Annotated in this window: 22 protein-coding genes; 15 read left to right on the top strand and 7 right to left on the bottom strand. The window is 46.3% G+C overall.

The genetic code is table 11. From position 1 onward, the window contains the following. The first annotated feature begins 27 nt into the window (after positions 1-27). From Q8P05_03530 to Q8P05_03515, 4 genes are read left to right on the top strand one after another with little or no spacing between them, the layout of a single operon-like run. Positions 28-1,017, top strand: coding sequence for a glycosyltransferase (locus tag Q8P05_03530; protein MDP2666545.1), 990 nt, complete (start codon positions 28-30; stop codon positions 1,015-1,017). After that, positions 1,014-2,147, top strand: coding sequence for a glycosyltransferase family 4 protein (locus tag Q8P05_03525; protein MDP2666544.1), 1,134 nt, complete (start codon positions 1,014-1,016; stop codon positions 2,145-2,147). Before Q8P05_03530 ends, Q8P05_03525 begins: the two co-directional genes overlap by 4 nt. Beyond that, positions 2,144-3,466: an oligosaccharide flippase family protein gene (locus Q8P05_03520; GenBank protein MDP2666543.1), complete on the top strand. Its 1,323-nt coding sequence runs from the start codon at positions 2,144-2,146 to the stop codon at positions 3,464-3,466. Before Q8P05_03525 ends, Q8P05_03520 begins: the two co-directional genes overlap by 4 nt. Beyond that, complete coding sequence (locus tag Q8P05_03515; protein ID MDP2666542.1) at positions 3,463-4,218, top strand: class I SAM-dependent methyltransferase; 756 nt, start codon at positions 3,463-3,465, stop codon at positions 4,216-4,218. The genes Q8P05_03520 and Q8P05_03515 overlap by 4 nt, the downstream gene beginning before the upstream one ends. A 279-nt stretch (positions 4,219-4,497) precedes the next feature. Here the strand turns inward: Q8P05_03515 and Q8P05_03510 are convergent, their stop codons facing one another. Genes Q8P05_03510 through Q8P05_03495 form a run of 4 tightly spaced genes read right to left on the bottom strand, consistent with a single transcriptional unit; the run spans position 4,498 to position 9,583 of the window. After that, positions 4,498-5,922, bottom strand: coding sequence for a radical SAM protein (locus tag Q8P05_03510; protein ID MDP2666541.1), 1,425 nt, complete (start codon positions 5,920-5,922; stop codon positions 4,498-4,500). Positions 5,923-5,938: 16 nt separating this feature from the next. Beyond that, positions 5,939-7,060 carry a hypothetical protein gene (locus Q8P05_03505; protein ID MDP2666540.1) on the bottom strand — a complete coding sequence of 374 codons (1,122 nt, stop codon included), beginning with the start codon at positions 7,058-7,060 and terminating at the stop codon, positions 5,939-5,941. Continuing rightward, a complete protein-coding gene (locus Q8P05_03500) occupies positions 7,048-8,133 on the bottom strand; it encodes a glycosyltransferase family 4 protein (GenBank protein MDP2666539.1) in 1,086 nt (361 codons plus the stop codon). The genes Q8P05_03505 and Q8P05_03500 overlap by 13 nt, the downstream gene beginning before the upstream one ends. Before the next feature lies 1 nt (position 8,134). After that, complete coding sequence (locus tag Q8P05_03495) at positions 8,135-9,583, bottom strand: hypothetical protein (protein ID MDP2666538.1); 1,449 nt, start codon at positions 9,581-9,583, stop codon at positions 8,135-8,137. Positions 9,584-9,615: 32 nt separating this feature from the next. On the opposite strand from Q8P05_03495, the gene Q8P05_03490 reads away from it, so the two are divergent. Genes Q8P05_03490 through Q8P05_03455 form a run of 8 tightly spaced genes read left to right on the top strand, consistent with a single transcriptional unit; the run spans position 9,616 to position 18,844 of the window. After that, entirely contained in the window at positions 9,616-10,569 is a 954-nt protein-coding gene (locus tag Q8P05_03490) for a glycosyltransferase family 2 protein (GenBank protein ID MDP2666537.1), read from the top strand. After that, complete coding sequence (locus Q8P05_03485) at positions 10,562-12,289, top strand: hypothetical protein (protein ID MDP2666536.1); 1,728 nt, start codon at positions 10,562-10,564, stop codon at positions 12,287-12,289. The genes Q8P05_03490 and Q8P05_03485 overlap by 8 nt, the downstream gene beginning before the upstream one ends. Next, a complete protein-coding gene (locus Q8P05_03480) occupies positions 12,282-12,965 on the top strand; it encodes a class I SAM-dependent methyltransferase (GenBank protein MDP2666535.1) in 684 nt (227 codons plus the stop codon). Before Q8P05_03485 ends, Q8P05_03480 begins: the two co-directional genes overlap by 8 nt. 55 nt (positions 12,966-13,020) lie before the next feature. Then, the gene (locus Q8P05_03475; GenBank protein ID MDP2666534.1) at positions 13,021-14,544 is read left to right on the top strand and encodes a radical SAM protein; all 1,524 of its coding nucleotides are present in this window, start codon (positions 13,021-13,023) and stop codon (positions 14,542-14,544) included. 8 nt (positions 14,545-14,552) lie between these two features. After that, positions 14,553-16,151, top strand: coding sequence for a hypothetical protein (locus tag Q8P05_03470; protein MDP2666533.1), 1,599 nt, complete (start codon positions 14,553-14,555; stop codon positions 16,149-16,151). Between the two features lie 2 nt (positions 16,152-16,153). Then, positions 16,154-17,101, top strand: a complete 948-nt coding sequence (locus Q8P05_03465) for a lysylphosphatidylglycerol synthase transmembrane domain-containing protein (GenBank protein ID MDP2666532.1) — start codon at positions 16,154-16,156, stop codon at positions 17,099-17,101. Further along, entirely contained in the window at positions 17,082-18,170 is a 1,089-nt protein-coding gene (locus Q8P05_03460) for a glycosyltransferase family 4 protein (protein ID MDP2666531.1), read from the top strand. The genes Q8P05_03465 and Q8P05_03460 overlap by 20 nt, the downstream gene beginning before the upstream one ends. Continuing rightward, positions 18,170-18,844: a class I SAM-dependent methyltransferase gene (locus Q8P05_03455; protein ID MDP2666530.1), complete on the top strand. Its 675-nt coding sequence runs from the start codon at positions 18,170-18,172 to the stop codon at positions 18,842-18,844. Before Q8P05_03460 ends, Q8P05_03455 begins: the two co-directional genes overlap by 1 nt. Positions 18,845-18,860: 16 nt before the next feature. On the opposite strand, the gene Q8P05_03450 is transcribed toward Q8P05_03455, so the two are convergent. Both Q8P05_03450 and Q8P05_03445 read right to left on the bottom strand, forming a co-directional pair. After that, the gene (locus tag Q8P05_03450; protein MDP2666529.1) at positions 18,861-20,432 is read right to left on the bottom strand and encodes a radical SAM protein; all 1,572 of its coding nucleotides are present in this window, start codon (positions 20,430-20,432) and stop codon (positions 18,861-18,863) included. 20 nt (positions 20,433-20,452) lie between these two features. Beyond that, positions 20,453-21,481, bottom strand: coding sequence for a glycosyltransferase family 2 protein (locus Q8P05_03445; protein MDP2666528.1), 1,029 nt, complete (start codon positions 21,479-21,481; stop codon positions 20,453-20,455). Positions 21,482-21,624: 143 nt separating this feature from the next. On the opposite strand from Q8P05_03445, the gene rfbB reads away from it, so the two are divergent. The 3 genes from rfbB to Q8P05_03430 all read left to right on the top strand — a co-directional run bounded on the left by rfbB (position 21,625) and on the right by Q8P05_03430 (position 24,397). Then, a complete protein-coding gene (gene rfbB / locus Q8P05_03440; GenBank protein ID MDP2666527.1) occupies positions 21,625-22,638 on the top strand; it encodes a dTDP-glucose 4,6-dehydratase in 1,014 nt (337 codons plus the stop codon). Further along, positions 22,635-23,402, top strand: a complete 768-nt coding sequence (locus Q8P05_03435) for a sugar phosphate nucleotidyltransferase (GenBank protein MDP2666526.1) — start codon at positions 22,635-22,637, stop codon at positions 23,400-23,402. The genes rfbB and Q8P05_03435 overlap by 4 nt, the downstream gene beginning before the upstream one ends. Before the next feature lie 323 nt (positions 23,403-23,725). After that, positions 23,726-24,397, top strand: a complete 672-nt coding sequence (locus tag Q8P05_03430; GenBank protein MDP2666525.1) for a hypothetical protein — start codon at positions 23,726-23,728, stop codon at positions 24,395-24,397. A gap of 53 nt (positions 24,398-24,450) precedes the next feature. Here the strand turns inward: Q8P05_03430 and Q8P05_03425 are convergent, their stop codons facing one another. After that, positions 24,451-25,065, bottom strand: a complete 615-nt coding sequence (locus tag Q8P05_03425; GenBank protein MDP2666524.1) for a hypothetical protein — start codon at positions 25,063-25,065, stop codon at positions 24,451-24,453. Positions 25,066-25,099: the final 34 nt, after the last annotated feature.

Genomic DNA, 25,099 nt, shown 5'->3' with positions numbered 1-25,099 from the left:
TTTTAATTCACGCAACCAGGTTATCGCATGGTGTCCCGAAAAAAAATAGTCCCCCCGGCCACCGTCATCATTCCTGCCTACAACGCGACCAGGACGCTGCGGGCATGCCTGGATGCGCTTCAAGAACAAAGCTTGTCCCCGGATGAAATCATCGTGGTGGATGACGGGAGTACGGATGGAACCCCTGAAATGGCTAAATCATATCGATCGGTGAGAGTGATTTCGCAGGAAAATCAAGGACCGGCTAAAGCACGGAATAAGGGGGCAAGGGAATCAAAAAATCCAATCATTGTTTTTTTGGACAGCGACTGCGTCCCTGAAAAGAATTGGTTGGCTGAAATGGTGAAACCATTCATCGATGAGAAAGTGGCGGGCGTGCAAGGGGCTTACCGTACTCATCAAAAGTCCCTGGTGGCCCGATTTGACCAAGCGGATATTGAATTTCGCTATGAGAAGATGAAGCGCTCATCTTTCCTGGATTGGATCGGGAGCTACAGCGCGGCCTACCGAAAAGACATTTTCCTTTCCCATGGGGGATTCGATGAACATTTTCCCCGCGCTTCGGGAGAGGACGCGGAATTTTCCTACCGGTTATCTGAAAAAGGGTATCGACTGGTATTCAATCCGGCGGCCATTGTTTACCATTCCCACCCGGATACAGTCGAAAGGTATATTCACGTGAAACACGTGCGGGCCTATTGGCGTATGCGCATGTATCTCAAGCACCCCCGTAAAGCGGTGCAGGACAGTTATACTCCTACCATGCTCAAATTCAATGTGGCCTTTTCACTTGGAATTCTATTTTTCGCTCTAATTTCGATTCCCATTCCGGACTATACCTTCTGGGTCCGCGTGAGTGCCCTCGCCTACGTATTCACATTCCTTTTTTCCATCCCCCATATCTGGAGACACGGGATTCATTTTGTTGCCATCGCCTTCGGCCTTTACTTCCTCCGGTCCATTGCCTTCGCCACGGGCATGATCCGGGGTTTTTTGGATGAAAAGGTGTGGGCATGAGCCAAGGAAAAAAACTACGCATCCTCCATGTGGGAAACCATACCTTTCCTTGTATAGGGGGAATTGAGAAAGTTATCTGGGAAACGGCTACCCGCCAAGCGGCTAATGGACATCGCGTAGAAGTGATAGTGTTCAATACCTGTCCCCGCGGGACAGAAAAGCTGTCTCCATTAGAGAAAAATTCCGGGATCACAATCCATCGTGTTCCATCAAGGGGTCCAACATTCTACCCCATCCCGCCAATTAGACTATTTTTGAAGCATACCCTCGATAAGGATATTATTCATGTTCATGGATATGGCGCCTGGCTGGATATTATGGCCTGGAGCGGCAACAAATCCCGTATAAGAGGAAAATTGGTCCTCACCACGCACGGTGGTTTCTATCATACGGCGAATCGAATGATCCCAAAACAAATTTATGAGATGATAATTCTCCCCCACACCCTTCGCCAAATTGACGGAATAATCGCCATCAGTCCTTCCGATAAAACATTCGTCGAAAATAAGGGAGGGAAGGCGCACCTCATTCCTAATGGGGTCCAGGAGGATTTTTTCCAACCTTTTAAATCGGAAAAGGATCCAAGGAGCATTCTATTTGTGGGCCGATTGTCCAAGAATAAACGGGTGGACAATCTCATTCGGGCATTTGCGCATGCCTATCAACGAGAACCTCGTGCGCGATTGCATATCGTGGGGGCGGACTGGGAAGGATTGATGCCCGAACTGAAAGAAATTGCCAAAGAAGAAGGGGTGGAAGATTTCGTTTGGTTTCATGGGAAGATGGTAGACGAAAACCTTTTGGCTCTATATAGGAAAAGCGGGATTTTCGCCTCTGCATCCGAATATGAGGGTTTCGGGATATCCACGATCGAAGCCATGGCATCAGGATGTATACCTGTATTGAATAAGATTCCTCCATTCGAGAATTTTTCAGCATCATGCAAGGAGGTCAAACTAACCAATTTCGATTATCCCGATGAGGCTGGTAAATTATTGTATGATATGATGAATATTTCCTCAGATGAATTAAAGAAAAAACGTATGAGATGCCGTGATTTCGCCTGCGGCTTTGGATGGAACACCATCATCGAAAAACAGATCCATTTCTACCGGAGTCTTATCATATGACCCGTTTCGAGCGCGTGTTTTCAGTGCTCACATTCGGAACAATGCAAACCGTCGTTTCCAAACTAATCAGTTTCATCAATTTCGCCATTCTCGTCCGCCTCCTCTCTACTGAAGAAATAGGCATAATCGGGCTTGCGGGAGGCTACATGGCCCTATTCGGAATTCTCATGATACTTCCAGAAAATATTATCATCCGAGAATTCATGACAATCAAAAAGAACCTTAATGTATTCATGAATTCTTTTCTCCAATTCAGCCTGGCTCGAGGAATTTTCCTATTCCTAATAGGGATCCCGGTAGCCATTTACATCCAGTCGCTCCAGCAGGACCCTCGATTGTCCATATACTTCATGCTACTCCTAGGTGTGAACCTCATCAATGGCCTGAATGGTCCATTCCGGGAAGCCTTCTACGGATTTTATCGGCAAGCCCGCATTACATTTGTGGATATTGTGGTTAATATTCTATTGTTATTGACGATGGCCTTTCTTTATTTCCATCGGGAGGTATTGGTGTATGGAGCATTGCAAGTCATCGTGGCCCTTATCGGGGTGGGTTGGTGGTATTGGAACGCCCGTTCTCATTTGGATTTTCGGTGGATGCATCAATGGGATATTGGCCCTGCGGTTCAAGCCATGATGCGTTTCTCATTATGGAATCACCTGGCGGGCGTCGTTATACGTCTAGTCTACCAAATTGATATTCTCATCCTTGGTTTCTTCGTTGGATTAGCGACTATTGGGGATTATGCGGTGGCGCTGACATTGGCGAACGTATTCTTTATCTTTCCCCAGATGATCCAGAAGGTGTTTTCGCTTACCTTTTCGGATATTCAAACTCCAAAAGAATTATCCCAGGTTTTCGGGATAGCGATACGATATAATACACTGATGGCCATTTCCCAACTCATTGGATATTTGATAATGGGGACATTCCTCATATCCCTTTTGGGACCCGAACACCCAGAGCGAGTGTTTGAATACTCAATTTATATCGTAGGGGGTTTGACGATATTCAATATCGCCCGACCCTGGGCGGCAATGGCCGTATCCAAGATTCCTGCGAAGGATTTTTTTTTCAAACTATTCCTAATTCCCAGTTTAATGGCCGTTCCCATCTATTACTTTTCCGCCCAACAGTTTGGTGCACTGGGCGTAGCGCAGGCGAATCTCATCACTTTTCTTATATTAGGAGGGTGGGTAATGCTGTATATGCACTGGCAACTGGGTATTCGACCTGATATTTCATTTATTTCGGAATCTGAAAAAAAAATATTTCGAGAAGGAGTTGCGTGTATCCGGGGAGGTGGACACCTATGACCTCCCTTGGGAAAATTGATAAACAGACCATTCAGGAAGAAGAATATGCCCTTCCATATCATTATGAAGATCTTTTCTCTGAAGAAAAAGCCCTGAGGGCGATTGAATATTTGGATTACCTTCACCTAGTCCGAGATGAATTATCTCCATTGCATGGGAAGAAAGTGCTTGATATTGGGTGCGGGGATGGACGGTTTATCTATGAGTTGCGCGGCAAGGGTTCCAATCTGGCCGGGATTGATCTTTCTGAACGGGCAATCGCATTCGCCCGCGCCTTCAATCCGCACGTTTTTTTCCATGTTGGCTCCTTGAAACAGTTTCCTGATAGGAAGAAATGGGATGCCATTACCCTGATTGAAGTATTGGAGCACATTCCTCCTTCTCATGTGAATTCTTTCTTAACAGAAGTGGTTTCCCGTATTCATCCCGGTGGCAAATTAATCGTGACGGTTCCATCCGTAAAACGAGAATTGGTGGCCAAGCATTACTGTCATTTCACGGAATCGACATTGATCGATTTGTTGAAACCACATGTTGAAATCGTGAAAGTCATTGGATATGGGAAAAAGGATCTAAATAGGATGGTGTTCGAAACTGGGCGCCGGTTAATTCTTCTTTTACATCCCTTTCGACATCGAGTCCCTTTTTTACGCGGTGCCCGAATCGGTCTGATTCGATTTTATCGGGATCGAATAGGGGTTGGTCCCACTAATGTCTGCACTGGAATGCTGGCCGTCGGAATCAAAAGGTGACCCTCATATTTCACTCGGCCTTTTTAGAAAAAAGGCCGGCGAAAAAGGTGATATGCCTCGCCCTTCAGGGCGACATACGTCGCCTAGTTTTTGGCGAGCGATCGCGCGAGCCGATTGACGTTCATGCACAACATGGATACCCCGGCCTTTAGGCCGGGGAGGAAGTCATTTTGGCCTACATAGAAAAGAAACTTTTTTGAAAAAGGTTTGCGAAAAATTTTCGTCAGCCTTTTGACATTCTTTTTTATTGGATACCTGGCTTTTAGGCCGGGGAGGAAGTCATTGGATGCCTGCATCCGATTTCACTTTAACTGCCAAATTAAAGACGGATTTGGGGATGATTCCTCGGGAATATAAGGTGCCAATGACTTTTCCAGGGGCCCCATAATCGCGCAGGAGACGACGTACATGATACCGTTTTCGAATCTCGGCCTGGACGTTAGGAATCTTTCGTTCGATGTATCTTCTTTCGTCAGCAGAAATATGAGGGGTGTGTACGATAATGCGTTCGGATTTGGGATTGAGGTCATTCAAGTATTCCTCGGGCTGTATTAGGAAAAGATTACGTTCTGATGCCTCCGAAAATCCCTCCGTCCCAGCATAAGGAACGTAATTATTGAATGTCGCCCATCGAATAGGGTGCTTGAGTGCGAACTGAAATGTGTCTTCCACATCCTCCAATGTTTGGTCGGGGAAACCCACCATCATGTTTAGATGCACATCAAATCCTACCTCGATGGCATCTAATACCGCCTTCTCGATGGTGGCCATGGATTCACCTTTCTTAACACGGGCAAGCATTTTTTCGTTACCAACCTCTACACCGAAAGCGATGGAGATAAATCCCGTATCCCGCATGACTTGAAGCAGTTCTCGATCCACCCTATCCGCCCGGACTCCTTGGGGCACATTCAGTATTAGTCCTTTCAAACCCCGCTCGCGTACCAGTTCGCAAAACCTTAGAATGCGTTTTCCGTCCAATGTAAAATTGTCATCTAGGAATTCGATGCGCCGATATCCTTTATTGTACCAGTATTGCACTTCTTCCACCATGTTTTCAGGCGTGCGGAAACGCCACCAATTTCCACTCACGTTTGGAACGGCACAAAAGGTGCATTTTTCTGGGCACCCCCTTGAGGATAGGACCATCATGGCGGGATACCAGTATTTGTCCAGTTCGAAACGTTCATATTTAGGCCAAGGGAGCGCCATGATATTTCGGCGGAAAGGCCTTTCTCCTGTGAAAACTATTTTTTCATTCTCTCGGAATATCAACCCTTTGATATCGCTTAACGGTTTCCCCTGGCATAGTTCGAGGAAGGTATCTTCTCCTTCCTTAACAATACCATAGTCAATGGCCTCGCATTCTTGTAATACCTTTTCTTTTTCAGTCGAAATATGGGCCGCTCCAACGGCAATAGGGATGTGTGGAAAAGCTTTCTTGATTCGAGAGATTAGGGCATAACTATCTTTGTAACGGTAGCTTTTCATGGCGATACCGATGATATCGGGACGGAATTCCTCAATCTTGCGCACAATGTCAGGAAATCCGTAGCCCAAATTAAGGTCGAGCACCTCGTAATCTACCCCATTCGCCTGGAGGTATTCAGCAATATATCCCAGTGCGAGATCCGGCACATCCCCTGGGCGATAGGCACTTTTGTAGTATGCGACTGGAATCAGGAGGGCTTTTGAGTATGGCATGATGAAGAGGGGGACGTCAAGGCTTAAATGCATGTCGTCCGGCTGGTAAAAGGGATGCGATAGCTTCCTCCGCAATGCGGATTCGTGACCACCGATTATGGGCTTCATCGCCAAGGCGTTCCCTCTGAGAAGGGGATAACTTTGTCATCACCGCCTTTTCGAGGACTGTTGAAAAGTTTTCCCACGATGATTCGCAACGTCCTAGTTTTGGGTTCTGCTGGAGGAATTTTTCTAATTCCCCATCCCTTGGGCATTTCGCGACAATAGGCAATCCGGCTCCGGCGTAATCATATACCTTTACAGGAAGACTCGTTGGCAATTCATCCCGCCAAGGGATGACGCCTGTATCCGATGCTGAAAGGATGGCCGACATGTCTTCAATCGGAACATTCTGCTCGATGATTACCTTCAGACCAATTGATTTTTCTCTGATTTTATCCTTTAACATTTTCAATCGGAGAAGATCCTCCGGCGTGGTCTCATGCGCCAAGACAAGAGCTAAGTAGAGGTTTTTTTTGCCTAGTGGAAAATGATCGATTAGCCCTGTCACGTCCTCATCACCTATTGACCCAGCATAAATAATCACATGTCCACGAGGAGGAATATTCCACTTCTTGCGTTTAGAAAGTCGTTTTTTGGCATTGAAATGGATGCGCCCATCCACTCCATTAGGTACCCATTGAATCCGTGAAGGGTGTATGAAATATGTACTCGTTGCCTCCACTTTATCAGACTGTGTCAAAAACCATATTCGATTGGTCCGTTCGTAGAGAAATTGACGGAGTCCCAAGAAGAGTTTCTCTTTGAGATTCCGTTTTTCTTTTTTCTGGATTTTGATGGCATGTCCATCCTCTTTCGCGTCAAGAACCCAAATTGCTCCGGTCAATCGGGCGCCTATCCAAGTGAAAAATGTGGGTGTCAAAGGTGGAGAAGTCGCAATCACGACATTGGGACGAAGACTCATGATTTTAATGATGAGATATATTCCCATTGCATCGCGAGGGGTCAATAATGAGACCTCTACCCCTTTGTCACGCAAGGCCTCTAAAAAATAAAAAGCTCGCATACCTGCCGCTCCTGGTGTTGATAATGGATAGGGGGAGTAAACGACTGCACGAGTCGATTTCACAGGATGCATCGCTCTGCCTCCGTGATCGCCTCGTCAAATAATTGAGAAAACGCTTTAAATGAAAAGGATTTGGCTACTTTCTTTGCGTCCACCTTTTCGACTTTACCTTCCATCGTTTCCCGCAATGCATGATTGAATGCCTGAGGAGAATGTTTTACTTCTACTCTTCCAGCGGAATGGAAATCATGGAAGATGCCGACGCGAGACGATATTACAGGGCATCCGGAGGCTAATGCCTCCAGTGGTACGAAGCCAAACCCTTCATACCGGGAAGGGAATAGGAGCAGGTCAGCAGCGCGGTAATAGGTTGATAACTGTTCTTGAGAAACAAAAGGAAAAACAAACAAATTGGGTAATGGGAAAGAGATAACTGGATTGCAAAGACAGATAAACCGATATTCCGGGTAGGCACGAGCCAATTCGATGACAATGTCCCACCCCTTGGAAAAGGTGGGATTTCCAACGAACAAAATTATCTGATCCCCCAAATCCCAACCTAATTCTTTCCGAGCACTTGATTTGGAACCGGGTCTAAAATTTTGGGAATCTATGGGTGGGAGTATGGCCCGTGAATTCAACCCATAATATCGTTTCACTTCTTTTTGCGTGAAGGGAGAATTAGCCACTCGAACGTGAGCGTTTTGCGCGCTTTTCCGTTCAAGAAAACTATAAGCGTATCGCATTCGCCAATATTGGAGGTTGGTTGGCGAGTAAGCCGTATCGGATAAACCGGCAAACGTTCCATGGAGGATAGATAGGGAAGGAATATTTCGTTCAGTCGGACCGAACGCCCATCCATGCATGCCGCTCGAAAGGATCAAGTCGGGCCGATCGCGTTCGAGATGAACCCTTCGCGCGTAAGCAATAGACCACGACGCCTCTTTCATGAAAGGGAGATTGAATGGGGGACTATTTTCTATATCCTCGCGACTCCATATTGTCAAGGAGGGAATAATTTTTTTTAGGTAATCCGAATACGCTTCCATTCCTCCCCGCAGCGACGATCGAGTCAGGGTTAACAAAACTGGATTCTTGAACGTGTCGAGGTGAATTCTGTTCACTTTAGCTACTTTTTTTGGCATCCTATGCTACTCTCCAGATAGTAACTCGAGCGTTTTCTGAACTGGAATAGACTTGAATCAATCTATCCCTATTTTCCGAGATAAACGCCTTTATGACCCCTCTTTCACGATTAATCACATCTTGACGGGTTGAATCGTTTTTTATCTGGGTCAAATAAGCGATGTCCAATATGTAATACCCTGTGTCTGGATTGATGAAAGACGAATCGATTTTGGCCTGGTGATAGAAATACTTTCCAAAATATTCGGGTAGAAAATAGATGCAATCGTCTGCGCTTCCAATGACATGTGACTGTACAGGGATATTATTCAATATTATTTCAGACACTTCAGCTCTAGGTTCAGACAGTTGTTGGTGGGATGAATGGAGTGCCATGCTTCCACCAATGATTACAAAGAGCAGGATTGTGGCTACCCATTTCCGATGTGTTCCAGAGATTCTAAAAAAATATCTACCCAAAATACCATGGTACCATGTAAGTGTTGGGATGAGAAGCATGCCTAACACCGGGATGAAATATCTCAAACGGGCCGTGAAAGTAAGCGGCCAGGAGAATGAAAAATGCCAAAATGGAGTAAAATACGAAAAAAATACGATGTACCCTGCGGCCATTGTAAGAAAAAGGATCTTGTGAGGATGACGAATAGCCCCCCAATATGAGAACGGGATGACCAATGCTAGTAATACTCCATATGTGAATAAATTGATCCAGAAATCTGAAGGAATCATTAATTGGAATTGTTCCCCAATGGCACCATAGCCCGTAGAAAAAATATCACCATATGTGAAATGATTGAACCCAAAAAGCAATAGGAATGGAGGAATGAACCCTAAAATTAGAGGGAGGAATCTCTTACGGTCAGCGAACAATGAATGCAATCCGAATCCAGCTATGCCTATGATTGCATCATACCGTACGAACAAGGAAATGCCTAGAAGCAGACCACTGATAAATGGGGCTGTAGGTCGTTTCCACCCCCAAAAGAAATAAGCTGCGAGGAACAATGTCAGGACACTCAATTCTGGGTAAAGGGTCCGACTGCTCCATTGAAATATGGGAATGAAAAGATAGAGAGCGGCCCATCGAATATCAATCGCTTGCTGACGTAAAATTCCTCCAAGCAGAAGGAGGTTGAGCAAGTGTGTGATTAAACCAAAAATAAAAATGCCTGCAAAAGGAAGAAATGTAAAAGGGATCAGAAGAATGGATTTACCGATTGGGTAGGATGAAATGGATTCTCCAGTTGGGGTTTGAATACCTCCACAATAAAGTAATGGATCATCCGTTTTTAGAGAACCATTCCGGAGGAGAAAAGCATTCTTGATATACTCATGCTCATCAATTCCAATGTAAAAAGGGGGATAAAATAGAATAAAAATGGAGATGAAAATGAGTCCGGTTATAAGTAAAAACCAACGAGCAGGAATGGGAAAATCCATAAGGTACACCAAGATGGGTCTATCGGTTCGTTTATATAGATATGGTGATCGATGATCATATCATCGGACATCTTTCGTACAACGCTCAAATGATGAGTATGGCCAATCCAAAAACATCAATAGAAAAAATTGAATTGAGCATAATCATTCCAGCCTATAATGAGGAGCATGGGATTTTTGATACCGTCGGAAGAGTAAAAAAATCGCTGGATCGTATCCATTTAAACGCGGAAATTATTATCATAGATGATGGGTCAACCGATAACACTCTTGAAGTGTTGAAAAAAGTGGGGGGGATAATACTCATATCTCATCCCCAGAATCGAGGATATGGAGCGTCTCTCAAGACAGGATTAAAAAAAGCCGCTGGGGAATGGATATTTATAACGGACGCGGACGGGACCTATCCTATCGAAAAGTTGATTGAGTTTTGGGAATGGAAAGATAGATATGATATGATCGTCGGTGCCCGGGACCCGATGAGCCAGAATATTTCTTTATTCAGAAAACCAGGTAAAATGGTCCTATCTACACTTGCTCAATACCTGGTCGGACAACGAATACCTGATCTAAATTCGGGCATGAGGCTGTTTCGAAAGGAGTTAGGAATGGAATTCTATCATTTGTATCCTCAGGGGTTTTCATTCACTATCACAATTACTTTAGGGTCGATGGTGAACAATTATTCTGTAAAGTTTATTCCTATCGAATATGCGGCACGCAAGGGAAAATCAAAGATGAATGTGGTGAAGGATGGGTTGAATTTCATCGGTCTAATCCTGAGAGTGGTTACCTATTTCAAACCTAGCAAAACTCTACTGCCTCTCGGTTTAGGCTTGATTATACTTGGGGTTAGCATTGGAGTTTACAGCTATTTTTATTTGGAACAATTTATGGACGCCACTGTCACGCTCCTCATTCTTGGAGGAATCCAAATGTTCATTTTTTCTATTTTGGCCCAACTAATTGTTAAGAATCGAGGATACCATGTCTGATATTGTGCCATTGAAGCAATTGAATGATGTTTATGCGCGGGAAGCATTGGATCAATTACCTAGACTGCTCAGCATGATAGACCGGAATGCCTATTCTCAAACTTTTGGGTGCGGAGACCGGATGTTCTGGTTGGATAAAGCGATCGATTTTCCTTCCTCCATCTACCAATATGGTGTTCATGCCCTTGCATTAGTATACACGTACTCCTATGTCAACAATCCATTTTATCGACAACCGAAAATTCGTGATTGGGCGTTTGCCATGATGAGGTATTGGCAAAAAATTCAGAATAAAGATGGCAGTTTTGATGAATTTTACCCAAATGAACATGGTTGGGCCGGTCCCACGGGATTCCTCTTGCATGCCATGATGGGGTCCTTTGAATTACTGTCAGATGAGATGGATCCTGAATTCAAAAAATCTTTTCTAGCGACCTGTCGAAATGCCGCGATTTTCTTGTCGACGTATGATGAACATGGTATCCTTGCCAATCACCACGCCATGGCCTTGTTGCCTATTTACCATTATTCTCATGTTACGGGAGATCGGACTGTTCTCTCTAATTTTGGGGCTAAATTGGATTTTTTCCTTAGTCTCCAGTCCAAGGAAGGTTGGTATCTGGAATACGATGGAGCTGATATGGGGTATCTCTCAGCCAGCATCAGTTTCATGAGCAAATTATCCCATTTTATGACAGGAATTGAGGTTGATAAGGCATGGAAAGAAAAAATTGATTCATCGATCGAAAAGGCTATTGAATTTGCCAAATACTTCGTTTATCCAAACGGATACTATGGTGGCACTATGGGGAGCCGGCAAACCTTACATTTTTATCCGCATGGATTTGAACAATGGGCGGGAAAGAATCCAGTGGCCGCCCGAATGGCCGAATTCATGCGGATGGGATTGGAAAAAGGGTCATTGGTTTCACCGCGAATCATGCCGGGACGATATTTAGCGTACCGCATCAATGAATTCCTGGTATCCTCCATTGATTGTCACAATGTTCGATCGACGGTGAAGCTGCCATGGGAAGAAAAACCATTCACTCGTTTTTTCCCAGAAGCTGGAATTTGGATACGGAACGGACCTCATTTTTATGCGCTCATCAATTTTTCTAAAGGGGGAGTAATTAAAGTGTTTTCAAAACCATCCGGAAAACTGACAATAAACGATTGCGGAATTCGCCTCCTCGACGAAAAAGGGAATCAAGGTTCTTCCCAATGGATCGATCCTAAATCTCAGAAGACGGTTGATACTAGTATATTACATGCAAAAGGGCGAATTCATCGCATCGTAAATGAATTGCCGACCCCTTCCAAGATGATAGTCTTACGCTCAATCCTATTGACCATAGGATCGAATACCTCGGCTGCCTATCGTATCAAAGGGAAGATACGGGAGCGCATCATTTTGAAGAATAAGCCACTTTCCATCCCCTATTCCCGGAAAATCCATTTCGAGGACAATGTATGCGAGATTATTGATACCTTGAACACCGTGGATTTTCATAGTTCTATAATGCGCCTCACTTTGGGTGATGAATTCTCGGTGCGATATGTCCCCCAGAGCCTGTATTTCCAAGAGCCTGAATTAGAAAGTCATGCTTTTGAATGTCCCCATGGCATATTAGAAAAACTGAACCGCGAAAAAAAGATTTCAATATCTCGACAATATAATATACAAACCGGTCGCTTGATCGAGGCTAGCCATGATTGAAGCTCGCGTCAATTTTGAAGACCAAATGGCGTGGTGGGAGAAACCTCGTGATAAACGACATCCTACTCATCCCGCCGTGCAAGCTTTCGCCCAACCTAAAGTGGCGATCATTTCCAAAGAAACGGGGTTGGATGGCCATTCCAAGGTATTGGATATCGGGTGCGGTAATGGATTCTTCACCCATTATTTCCATGAGATCACCCCAAATGTGGTCGGGTTGGATTTGAGTTGGGTCATGTTGGGATCCAACGAAAACCGGTCACTAATACGGGGGCGTGCCGAAAGATTGCCGTTCGAGGATAGGAGTTTTGATTTGGTTTTCTGTTCCAATCTTCTTCACCATGTAGAAACTCCGCTGGAAGTGGTAAAAGAGATGGTACGCGTCTCCAAAAAATACGTTGTGCTATCCGAACCGAATGCGCGGAACCCATTGATGTATGCCTTCTCCTTTGTGGTACCTGAAGAACGGGGGGCACTCAAATTCACGCCCGCGTTTCTGGAGAGTGTCGCCCATAATGCCGGTTTACGAGAATTATATCTATCTGAACATGGGAGCATCGTTCCCAACAAAACACCCAAATGGGCATTGCCATTTTTTCGACCCTTCAACAAGGAAGTAGGTCGAGGATTCTATACTATTTTCATCGGCGACCGGATGGATTCCCTCGAATATTAGTACATCGCTCTCACGAGGGGATTTTGTTAAAAAGGGTGAGTGGGTGTGTGGCTATATGGCCCCCTCCTTATCCGATTCAACTAACATGCGGTCCCCAGACTCCTCATCCATGGTTTCTGTGTCACGCCCCCTACGATTTCTGTTGCTGAATCCCCCATTTCTCACGTCATTCGGAATCAAGGAATCGGGTGGGCATGCCATGCCCCTAGGGCTCATGTACATAGCCTCGTATGTCCGGAAATACGTACCAGGGATCGAAACGACTATTTTAGATTGCGAAATAGATGGTTTGTCCGATAGTCAGATAGAGGAACGACTCCGTACCATCAAACCTGATTTCGTCACATTCACAGTACCCACTCCGACCGTCAATATTTGCCAAAGGATATCCGATTTGGCAAAGAAAGTGAATTCAAAAACCATTGTTGTCTGGGGGGGATTGCATCCCACGGTGTTCCCGAAGGAATGCGTTAAACATCCCAGTGTTGATTACGCTGTGATAGGGGAAGGGGAAGAGATCATCCGGAAATTGGTACAAAGACTACGAGATGGAGGGGATGATTTCTCCGATATTCCAGGAATCGCATTCAAGAGCGGATCCGGTGACCCAGTGCAGAACCCAGCGCACGAGTTAATACAGGATTTGGATACAATACCATTTCCGGCCTATGATCTCATTGATGTCACAAGGTACCACACGGCCCCCTCCAAAAAGTTATCAAACAGCTCTAGCACCATGAACATCATGACCTCACGGGGATGTGTATTCGATTGTATTCATTGCATTTCAAAGACCACATGGAAACGAAGAATGCGTTTTCGTTCTCCTCAGAATGTTGCGGATGAGATGGAATACTGCATCAATGAATTTGGGGTGAAAGAATTCAATTTTATGGACGATCTTTTTGGTATCAATGAGAAGAGAGTCATCGAGGTCTGTGAGGAGATTGCGCAACGAAATCTTGGAGCAAAATGGGTCGCGTTCGCTCGAACCGATACCGTTACTGAACCCATGCTCCGCGCCATGAAGAAGGCGGGATGCGTGCAAATCAGTATGGGGATCGAATCCGGAAATCAAGACGTTTTGGATAAAATGCGTAAATCGTTGCGGTTGGACCAAGTGCGTCGTGGAATCGCTCTCATGAAAAAACATGGATTTGAGGTGCATTCTTCTTTTATGCTCGGGAATATTGGAGAAACTAAAGACACCATGCAGGACACGATTAATTTTGCCAAGGAATTGGATATCGATAACGCCACTTTCTTCATTACGTCCCCCTACCCCGGAACTGATTTGTATTCTGTTTCATTGGAAGGCGGCTTGATTACCCCCCAGACACCTTGGGAAGAATTTATCCCTCTTGGGACAAAACAACCCTTACTTGTACAGAGTCAAATTCCCTATGAGACGCTTATCCAATATCAGAAAAAGGCTTTCCGAGAATTCTATCTTCGACCCCGCATACTCATCAAGAAATTCGTCCGGATTAGGTCGTTGAGCGATGTACGAACACTCATGGAAGGATTAACCGTATTCAAGGGAATCCTGGGGAAGAAAGTCGATACGGCTTCTGCGTAGGAACTTACATGATACTCAGGACACCTGAAATAGTTTGGATTTTCGCATTGGCAGTTATCCTATTAGCCAATGTGCCACTACTTGTAGGATACGCCTCTAGCGAACCGCCTCAACAGATTTTCATGGGTTTCGATTTCATTGACGATTTTCATTATTATGGGAGCTACATCCGCTCTTACCAGGAAAATCCATTCGACATATTTATCGCCAATCGAATGACCTCCGAACCCCAGGATGGACGGTTCTTTTTTCCTTTGTTCTGGGTCATCGGAATCATTTCCATCCCACTCGGTATCCCTCTCGCTTTAACTCTTGTGCGCACCCTCCTTGGAGTAGCGCTCTTGGTGCTCGTTTGGCATCTTTTAGGCCATTTCTTCCATGACGAAAAATGGAGACGCATCGCTTTTGGGGTAACGGCTTTGGGTGGAGGGGTGGGATGGGTATATCTTGCGGCCCGATGGATAATTTCCGGTTTGCCGGTACTCTATTCGAGTGATGTAACATACACCCTCGGATATTCCCTTTTTGGAAACCTCTTTTCCATACTCGCCATTGCTGGGCAAGTAATTTTCCTCGGGATGCTACTCTTGCTTCTACGATATATCCATGAATCTCAGAATAAGTATTTGGTTGGCATCGGAATAATGGGAATATTACTATTCTTTGTCCATCCCATCAGTTTTATCACTTATGTTCCTGTGATAATTGCTGGAATAGTAATTGCCGTTTTAGGCAATCCAACTAAGGAAACTTTCCTACATATCCGTAAGATCGCTATCACTGGTGTCCTGGCATCGATACCCATCATTATCTACCTGGCTTGGGCCTTCCAGGATGCTGTATTTGAGGCCGTATTCTTTAGCTACGGAAGCTGGCTCCGAAGTGAAAATCCATTTTGGTGGTTCATCGGATATGGAGCCATCCTCGTATTCGCCCTATATGGCATTCGCCACATTCAATTCGATAACCACTGGAAGAGCGCCTTTTTCTGGGGTTGGGTTCTGGCGGCGCTAATATTAACATTGAATCCTTGGAAAGGATTACGGTTCCAACCCGCACTTTTTATCCCTCTCGTCATCTTGGGAGTGAATGGATTGAAAACTTTCATCGAGAGAGATGGAAAACGGTGGGGAAATTTCTTTAAAATCAATCCCATGATGTTGGGGGTTCTATTCCTATTGGCCACACTCCCATCTAGTGGAGGAGTAATATACCAACACACCCTCGATGTGACCAAAGTTTCATTTCAAAGCGGCCCCTACTTGAGTCAAAGTGAGATCGACGCGATCCAATTTCTGAACACTTTTGAACGGGGGGTGGTCCTTTCCTCCTACAAGACGGGAAATAATATCGCATGGATGACTCATCATATTGTCTATTTAGGTCACTGGAACCAGACGCTTGAACGAGGCTCGAAAGAAGCGGATGTGCAGAGATTCTATTCAGGGGGATTATCTCTTAATGAAATGCGCCATTTTTTGGCTGAAGAAAACATCGCTTATGTTTTTATCGGACCAGAGGAACGTCTCATAGGTAATCCCCTGCTTGGGTGGGGTGAACCCATCTACAGGAGTGAGGATATTCTTGTGTTACAGGTGAAACATTGAAAATGAAATTTTCAGAAAAAGGATTACGCATCGGTTTCAGTCTAATCCTATTGGCATTTCTTTTCTGGTATGCACAACCTCTTGAAGCCTTTGCGCAATTGATTAGAGTGGCGCCTCTCATGATAGGGATTTCAGCCACTGGTTTTGGAATCATCATCCTATTGAATGCTTTGAACGGGTGGTGGCTACTAAATGGATTGGTTCCCATCCCATTCCTGAAGATGCTCCGCTATTACTTGTATAGCTGGGTAGCCGAATTCTATTTTCCTGGAAAGCTGGGCGCTTTTTCCATTGCTTATTTCCTCAAGAAAGAAAATGTTACTGTCGGTCAAAGTACGGCTATTGTAATGCTGACAAAATTATCTACTGTGACCCTTGCTTTCGGCCTCGGAATTGCCGGTTTGGCCACTTGGGGATGGGTAGGGGGATTAGAACATTATTTGATGATAGCGGGCATTCTCATAATAGTCACATTCTGGACATTCTTCACGAAAAGGGGTCGGGACGTAGTCAAACGAATTATCCTGCGACACCATACGGGATTATTCATTGGATTTGGGGGTCTCGTACAGCGACTCGGACGAAACCCCTTGCGACTGCTCGTTTTTATTGGATTGGTAGGAAGCGGACTCCTGACTCAGGCATTGGTGGCTCATCTCCTGATAGGGCAGGCAGGCTTTTACATCCCTTTGGAAGTCATGGTTTCCATAGTGAGTCTGGTGCTCCTCATCGGGATGGTACCCCTTTCTTTCAACGGTTTGGGATTAAGGGAAGGACTTTTCGTAGTTTTGTTAGAAGGATTCGGGGTTCCAGGCGATATCGCATTGGCTGTGGGAGCGCTTAACAGCGGAGTCGGTATTGCTTTATCATTTATTCTGACTCTCTTATTGCTATCTCGCATTCCCATTCCAAAATGGAGGGATATTGTAAATGAAAATAGCACTTCTTAGCCCGCGGACAATCCGGCATGAAGCGGCTGGAATCGAACAGAATGTCCTCCACATAGGAAAATACCTTCAGTGCAAAGGACATAAAGTGGAAATTTTCTGTACCGCCCCCAAACCAGAAAGAAAAACCGTATTCGAAGGATTACAAATTAATGAGTTTCCCGCTTTCGCGCCCAGTGAAACCTACTTCTTCTCACCTGCTCTCTATTCCGTCCTTCTTTCATTCGATGGGGAAATAATCCATTGTAACGGGTTCAATAATCTCGTAAGCGTTGTTGGGATTCTCGCCAAGAAAAAAGGTCAATTGCTCATCATCACCATGAACTCAAGTGGAACGACCTCATGGCTACGAAAAGCATTGCGATTCCCCTTGCTGTGGTTCTACCAATTTTATTCTCATAAGATTGACCGAGTCATCTGCGTATCCAAATGGGAATATGAATATTTTAAGCAAAAACTACCCCTTCCTTCGGAGAGGTTTATTATCATCCCCAATGGAATCGATGTGGAAGAATTTCATCGCGTTCCCCGGAAAGCCGTGCCGGGGAGAATTTTGAGTGTTGGACGTTTGGTTCGTAATAAAGGGATGCACCGGCTTATCGAAGCTCTTCCGATGGTGAAAGATTCTATTCCTCAAGCGGAACTCCACATCGTCGGCACCGGGCCGGAGGAACATGCATTGAAGGAACAAGCTCGGCGATTAGGATTAGAAAACAGGGTCATATTTCATGGGTCTTATCATTTCTCCGAGCGCCCTTGCTTGATTAAACTATTTCGTAGCGCGAAAGTTTTCGCTCTTCTAACGGATGCGGAAAGCCAAGGGATCGTATTCGGGGAAGCCGCCGCGGCCGGATTGCCTATCCTACTGGCCGATAAAGGGGTTATGCATGAATATGTGGCCCATGGCGCTGCCATGGGAATTAGGAATCCTGATTCAAAAGATGAGGTTGCAAAAGGATTGATAAAATTGCTTCGGTCCTCACCCTCCACGTACAGTTCTTTCGTATGGAGCTGGGAAAAAGTTGGCAAAGCGGTCGAAAAAGTATATCTGGAAGTATGGAGGAATAAATAATGTCGCTCGATCCGAAGGAATATGCCCCTCATATTGAACGGGATGAACGAGCCTCCCAGAAACTAGTACCGTCTCTTAAGGAATGGTTTTCAGGGATGCATGGGAAAAATGTCGCTGATTTCGGATGCGGCAGCGGTGCCGCTGGAGGCCTGCTCGTGGACCGATTTATTGTCATTGGGATTGATGAACAAGAGAGTGCTTTAATAAAGGCACAAAAAAGAGGATTAAAGACGATCCAGACTTCCCTCGAAGGGAGGATCCCCTTAGACAGTGCTTCGTTGGATAATGCCATTTGTAAAGACGTGTTTGAACATCTGGTGCATCCCCATCGATTACGGGACGAGATCCACCGTACCCTCCGGAGAGGAGGGCGATTATACGCCCATGTGCCCAATCAATTTACTCTCCTCGATCGTGTTCAAATAGTATTCGGTCGGAACATGGTCGTGTCACGCTGGTTCCCCGGAGCAGAAGAATGGGATTTTCCACATGTCCGTTTTTTTACACGCGATGGATTTAGAAAATTCTTGGAAGAAGGAGGCTTCGTGGTAGTAAGAGAGTATGAGGATCTATTCTATTATCATCTGCCATTCAACCTGACCACGCGATGGTTGAGCCGTTTATTTCCCAGCCTATTCGCTCCGGGATTCACCTTCACGGTCGAAAAAAAATGAACTCATCCCATTCCCTTCATGAAGCGGGGGATTCAGTCGGGGATGCGGGTGAAATGACCTCCTTTTTGGCTAGAATTCCATACGGTGAAACATTTTTGGCCACCATCCGAGGAATGCGATCGAAAAGGAAAAATTTTCCTAATCGGACGACTGCCATGGCATAATCAGTCTTCCTGCGACTTCTAATCACCTGAGCTAACACTTTTACCATCGCTGGGGTATTTCCGAATTGTCTTAATGGGCTATTGTACCGGATGTTGTCCTCGGAAACCAGTTTGTTGAGATCCATCTCATGTTTGGCCACCTGAAATTTTTTGGGCAGCACCCACTCGGCATCCTTGAAATAGTGGTAATCCTCAGGTCCATCCGACAATTCATCGTAGATGACACTTCCAGGATATGGGGTCATGAGGCCGAAGGAAACGGTCGTTGGGCGAATAGTCTGGATGAGTGCCTGATTAGCCTTCACATCCTCCTCCGTCTCGCCGGGAAGATTATACATCATATTTGCGAACGTCCGAATGCCATATTTCTTACATAAATCGAAAGCGGTATGGATATCGGCCACCTTACAATTCTTGTTGACCGCATCCAGCATCTTTTGTGACCCCGATTCTACCCCAAAGTCAATCTGAATACACCCCGCTTTGGCCATCCACCCCATTAATTCGTCATCCACTTTATCCACGCGCGTCTCACACCCCCACACGAAGGGAAGGCCGCGGGAGATGAATTCTTGGCAGATCTTTATCACATGTTCTTTCCAGACACAAAAATCGTCATCATAGAAATAAATGGCATCTACCTTGTATTTCTTTACCAAGTGTTCAACCTCATCCACCACGGCTTTCGGAGAACGGAAACGAATTGGTTTTTTGGTCTCGTTGTACCGCCAAACAGACGGAATGGCACAGAAGGTGCATCGGGCTGGGCATCCCCGACTGGCGAAAACGAACATTGAGGAAAGGGGAAGGTATCGGATGGCGTAGGGATGAGGGCGCGTATAAAATTCCATATCCACCCGATCATAGGCTGGCATGGGAACCTCATCCAGTGGTTCGATAAGAGGACGAAGTGGGGTCTTTTTCATTACTGTTCCATCCCAGAACGCGAGACTCTGGATGTGATCGTAGGTAGAAGAAGGTTTATTCTCCAGGATTGTTTGACATAGCTCACGAAAGGTCTCTTCTCCCTCCCCGATTACTGCAAATGCCACTGGGCTGTCTTCGAAAATGAAATCTTGAGGGGCCAAAGACGCATGCTGACCTCCCACAATGATGGTCGTGGGCCACACCTCCTTCAACCGTTTAGCGAAATCGATAATATAGGAGACCTCATGCGTATAGGCACTCAACCCGATCATGCGGGGTTTGAGTTGTTTAACCTTGTCGAAAATCTGGTTCTCTATTTCCTGGGCTCTGGGAGATCCCAACTCCACCACTTTCAAGTCATCCACTTTGATATCGATCAGTTCGGTGCGGATCCCATTCTTTTCGAGATAGGCTAAGATGGTCATCAAACCCAAAGGAGGGCGTGTGCTATGGGCGCGGGAGGGAGGGGAAATCAAGCAGAGAGAGTTTTGTTCCATGGATATCTGGGGGAATCCGCCTATTTATCTGTTCGCATTCCCAATAGAGGCGAGTGAATATTTTTCCGTTGTTCTACTACCTGTAATTCGATCAATTGGCGCTGCTGTTTGAGCATCGCACCAACCAAACCCATTAAGACGAGCTGAACACCCAAGAGGATGCATAATACTGTAAAGACGGCGCTCGGGAGAAAGGGTTCAACTGCGCCGGTGGCGATAAATTGGAGGATTACCCGGCTTCCAACAAGGAGCCCCGCGAGCACAACCAGGCCTCCTATGGTGAAGAAGGTGCGCATGGGGTGGTAGCGGAGCATTCCCATGATGAGTGTGGAGCTGGCGCGCCGGGCATAGGTCCATATAGACCCGAAGAGGCGGTTGTGGTCCACGCGCTTGCGAAAGGTAATAGGAACTTCCTCGATGGCCAGGTTCTTGTCGACTGCCTCCAGGATGGTCTCCTGGGTGTACGTGAAATTGGAAAGCACATTCAACCGGAGGATGGCATCTCTGGAAAAGGCTCGAAAACCCGTTTGCCCATCACTCACATTCCCTCCCGATACGACGTTCACTGCCAACGTCGCCAGACGGTTCCCCCAATACTTGCCGAATGACATGTGTTCAATATGCCCCTTGAACCGGGATCCTAACACCATGTCGGCCCGTTTACGCAATATTGGTTCGATCAGATCAGGGATTTGGGATTGATCATATTGGTTGTCAGCATCCGTGTTCACGATGATATCCGCACCCAATTGGAGCGCGGTATCCACCCCTTTCCGGAAAGAATAGGCCAACCCTTGGTTAGTGGCATTGGAGACGACGACCGCCCCGGCTTCCGTGGCCCGGGTGGCCGTATGATCGGTGCTCCCATCATCAATGACGAGGGGAATGACCACGTCAATTCCTCTTATCTGGCGGGGAATGGAATCAACGACCTGGTGAATGGTGTGTTCCTCATTGTAGGCTGGAATCATGACGACGAGCGTCAGCCCTTTAGGTGGGGTAAGGAGGTCGTTTCTTTCACGTGAACGAAGAGTGGCTGACGTGCGCATCACTAGGATGGGCCAAGAAGGTCTATTAAAAGCAATCCCTCATCCAGCCAATCTCCCCCAAGAGAGGAGAGGCTTGTACCAATAGCCTATATAACGCGCTCTGGGGAGGATGCTTTTTGAACCTATCCGGGGAGAGACCTTCTATGCGCATACTGGTAACGGGCGGCTGCGGTTTCATCGGCAGTCATTTCATCCGGGAACATCTGAAAAGCTATCCCGACGATGAGATTGTGAATCTCGATAAGCTCACCTACGCGGGGCGCCAGGAAAACCTCCAGGATATCGAGAAGGACCCTCGGTATATTTTTATCCATGGGGATATTGGCGATTCTGAAATAGTGAATCAGGCCATAAATGGGTGCGATCAGGTGGTGCATTTCGCGGCCGAAACGCAAGTGGATAAAGCAATCGTGGACCCATCTTTATTTCTCAAAACAAATGTGATGGGGACGCATGCCTTGCTCGAGGCCGCGCGGAAACAGGATGCCAAAAAATTCGTGAACATTTCAACCGATGAGGTATACGGACATATTTTGGAAGGCAGTTTCACCGAAAAAAGCCTACTGAATCCCCGCAATCCCTATGCGGCTTCCAAAGCGGGGGGGGAACGATTGGCTTATGCGTATTCCGAAACATATGGGTTGGATGTCTCCATCACGCGCTGCTCTAATAACTTCGGCCCCTACCAGTATCCCGATAAGGTGATCCCGGTTTTCGTCATCAAGCTCCTCAATGGACAAAAAGTCCCTTTGTATGGGGATGGTCAGCATGTGCGGGATTGGCTCTATGTGCTTGACCACTGCCTTGGGATTGAATTGGTGCGCGAGAAAGGGAAGAAAGGAGAAGTCTACAACATCGGTGGGGGAACCGAGATGACTAACCGCGAATTGACACTGAAAATCCTTGCTCTCATGGGGAAGAAGGAAGACATGATCCACTCGGTGCCGGATCGGCCCGGTCATGATCGGCGGTACAGTTTGGACATCACCAAGATCCAAAAGGAATTGGGATTTACGCCCCAGCATACCCTTTTCGATCAGAAACTTAAGGAAACCATTGATTGGTATGTTGCTCATCCTTCCTGGTGGACGCCTCTGCTTACGGCGAAAGCGTCATTCGTTCCCAATACGATGGCAAAGGTGGGAGAACGCGCATGAAAGGGGTTATTCTCGCTGGCGGATCGGGAACGCGTCTGCGTCCGCTGACGAAAGTGACGAACAAGCACCTCCTTCCCATCTACAAATGGCCCATGATATATTACCCCCTGCACACCCTTATCGATGCGGGCATTACCCAGATTCTTGTGGTATCGGGTCCCGACACGCTGCCCGAGTTAATCGACTTGCTTGGGGACGGGGGGGAATTTGGGGTGGACTTGACCTATCGCGTGCAGATGTTTCCGGGGGGGATCCCGCATGCCATTTCAATTGCCGAACCCTTTGTGGGCAAGGAAAAATTCGTCTCCATCCATGGAGACAACATCCTCCTTGACAGTATGCGGGAGCACGTTCAGACATTCGCCAAAGGGAAAGAGGAATGTCGCCTTGTGCTCGTGGAGGCCACTCCCGAGGCGGCGCAGAAGAGTGGCGTTGTGGCATTCGATGCGAAAGGAGACGTCAAAGAGTTCATTGAGAAATCCCCCCAGCCTCCGAGTCAGTGGGTGGTGACCGGGATGTACATGCTTACCCCCCACGTGTTCGATCTCATCCGCACATTCAAACCTAGTCAGCGGGGTGAATTGGAATCTACTGACCTTTACAATGGCTACCTCTCCCGGAAGACCCTCGCCACCACCAAGCTCCAAAATGGGTGGATCGATGCCGGGACATTCGACGACCTCATCCAAACCACCCGCTACATGCAGGAACACTTCGAGAACAGCATCTTCGCCAAATACGCGTCGAAATACCAACGTATCTAAGTAGGTTTTTTTTGAGTTTTTGAATCACGAGTCAAGTATACAACCCAGGAGTTAACCTTAAATTATACCAAATTGTGAAATGGGCAGGTGGCTTCCTGTGCCTAAACAATCAACCCATCAAACCCGACGATTTTAATGGATTTAAAACTATGACGATGAGAAAGACCCACGTCCGCATAACCTCCGGGAGAAAACGCACCGGAGGACGAAAGACGCTTGATCTGTCCCGTGGCTATCCCGTATCCCGGGGGAAACCCATATTCTAACCCACGTCGGTGCGTTTTGCAAAAGGGAGGGGCGGTTCCTCCTCCATCAGAATTAAAATGATTCCCTCCAATTACGAATGGATAATTAATTTCCTCAAACGGTTGCGGGAAAAGGAACCTAAAGCATTGGCGGACGTGAAACGGATACGGGACGACTACCAAAGAATTGTAGCACGCGGGCATGGTGTACTCGCCATCCCAGAACACGTGCCCATCACATTCGGACAGTCCACCTGGTTGACTATCGGAGAGAAATATATCGTTTTGGCCCTTCGCAGCGAGAAGGTGCGTACCTATCCCGGGTATTACCATATGATCGGGGGCGTTCCATTTCATGCCAAACCCCGCCGGGCCACCAACAAGATGCTTCGGCAAAACGTGACAGAGGAATTGAGGGATGAGTTAGGGGTTACTGGGAAAAAGTTCACCTTCGGAAAGCCATTGGGTACGCATATCACACTCGAACCGGAAGGGCTTGGCCTCAACGTCGTGCAGCCCGCCAAGTTGGGGGTGGATGCGGAGTCCTTCATCCGCAACCATTTCCGCCCCATCGATCCAAAGAATGCCGACAAAGGATATTCGCTGAAAACGTCCCCAAGCGAAGCATGGGAAGCCACTCATTTCATGCTCATTCCCAATAACCCGACGGCCCTGCGGGCCTTCTACCATCGAAATAAGGGAAAAATGACTCCAGTCCTCAAATACACCATCGAACGCATTCTTGATTAAGGATAAATCGACTATTTTAATTTGGAATTGAAATCATTCCATTTCTTGAGGAATCACATTTTATTTTTATCTGCCGACTTGGGATCTTCAAGGAAAAAAGACTGTGGAGGAGCGGAACGAATAAACGCGATAAACCGTCTGGCATCCTTCTGCCTAAGTTGCCCGGTTTCTACCATTTTTTTTAATTGGGTGGACTCACGGAGGGCGTACTCCAATTTCTGCAATCCTTCCAAAGATAAATATTCGATCTCTTTGTGTTGCCGGTAGATATTCAACATCTCATGAGCCAATCCAAATTGCCTCTCATTTTTGAAATGGATCGAATAATGGTCGTACACCTTCTTTGAATAGTTAATCAAATTTACAAGGTTCCGATGATAAAGGAGTTTCCTTTTCAATTGCTCTAAAATGACATCATGCATTGCCTCATATATCTCAATCGCGGGTCTTTTACCTGAAAATACCTCCCACACCCGAGTGCGGGCTTTTTCCATATTGGGATTGGTCGTCAAAACAGGATTAGGGGAATTGAAGATTCGCCGGATCTCCCGGATCCGTTTTCCTAATAAAAGATTCTTTCCTTTTTGGGACAGGCGGCGCTTTCCAGTGGGGGATTTCTCGGTGAGTTTGCGCTGGGAGAATCCATGATAGCGTAAAGGGGTGGGCATGTTCCCTTATGGAATGTCCCCATATATAAAATAG

The sequence above is a fragment of the Candidatus Diapherotrites archaeon genome (genome assembly GCA_030688545.1).
Lineage (GTDB): Archaea > Iainarchaeota > Iainarchaeia > Iainarchaeales > VGJJ01 > VGJJ01.
The sequence above is the reverse complement of the archived record's forward strand: the minus strand, read 5'-3'. Positions and strand labels throughout refer to the sequence as shown.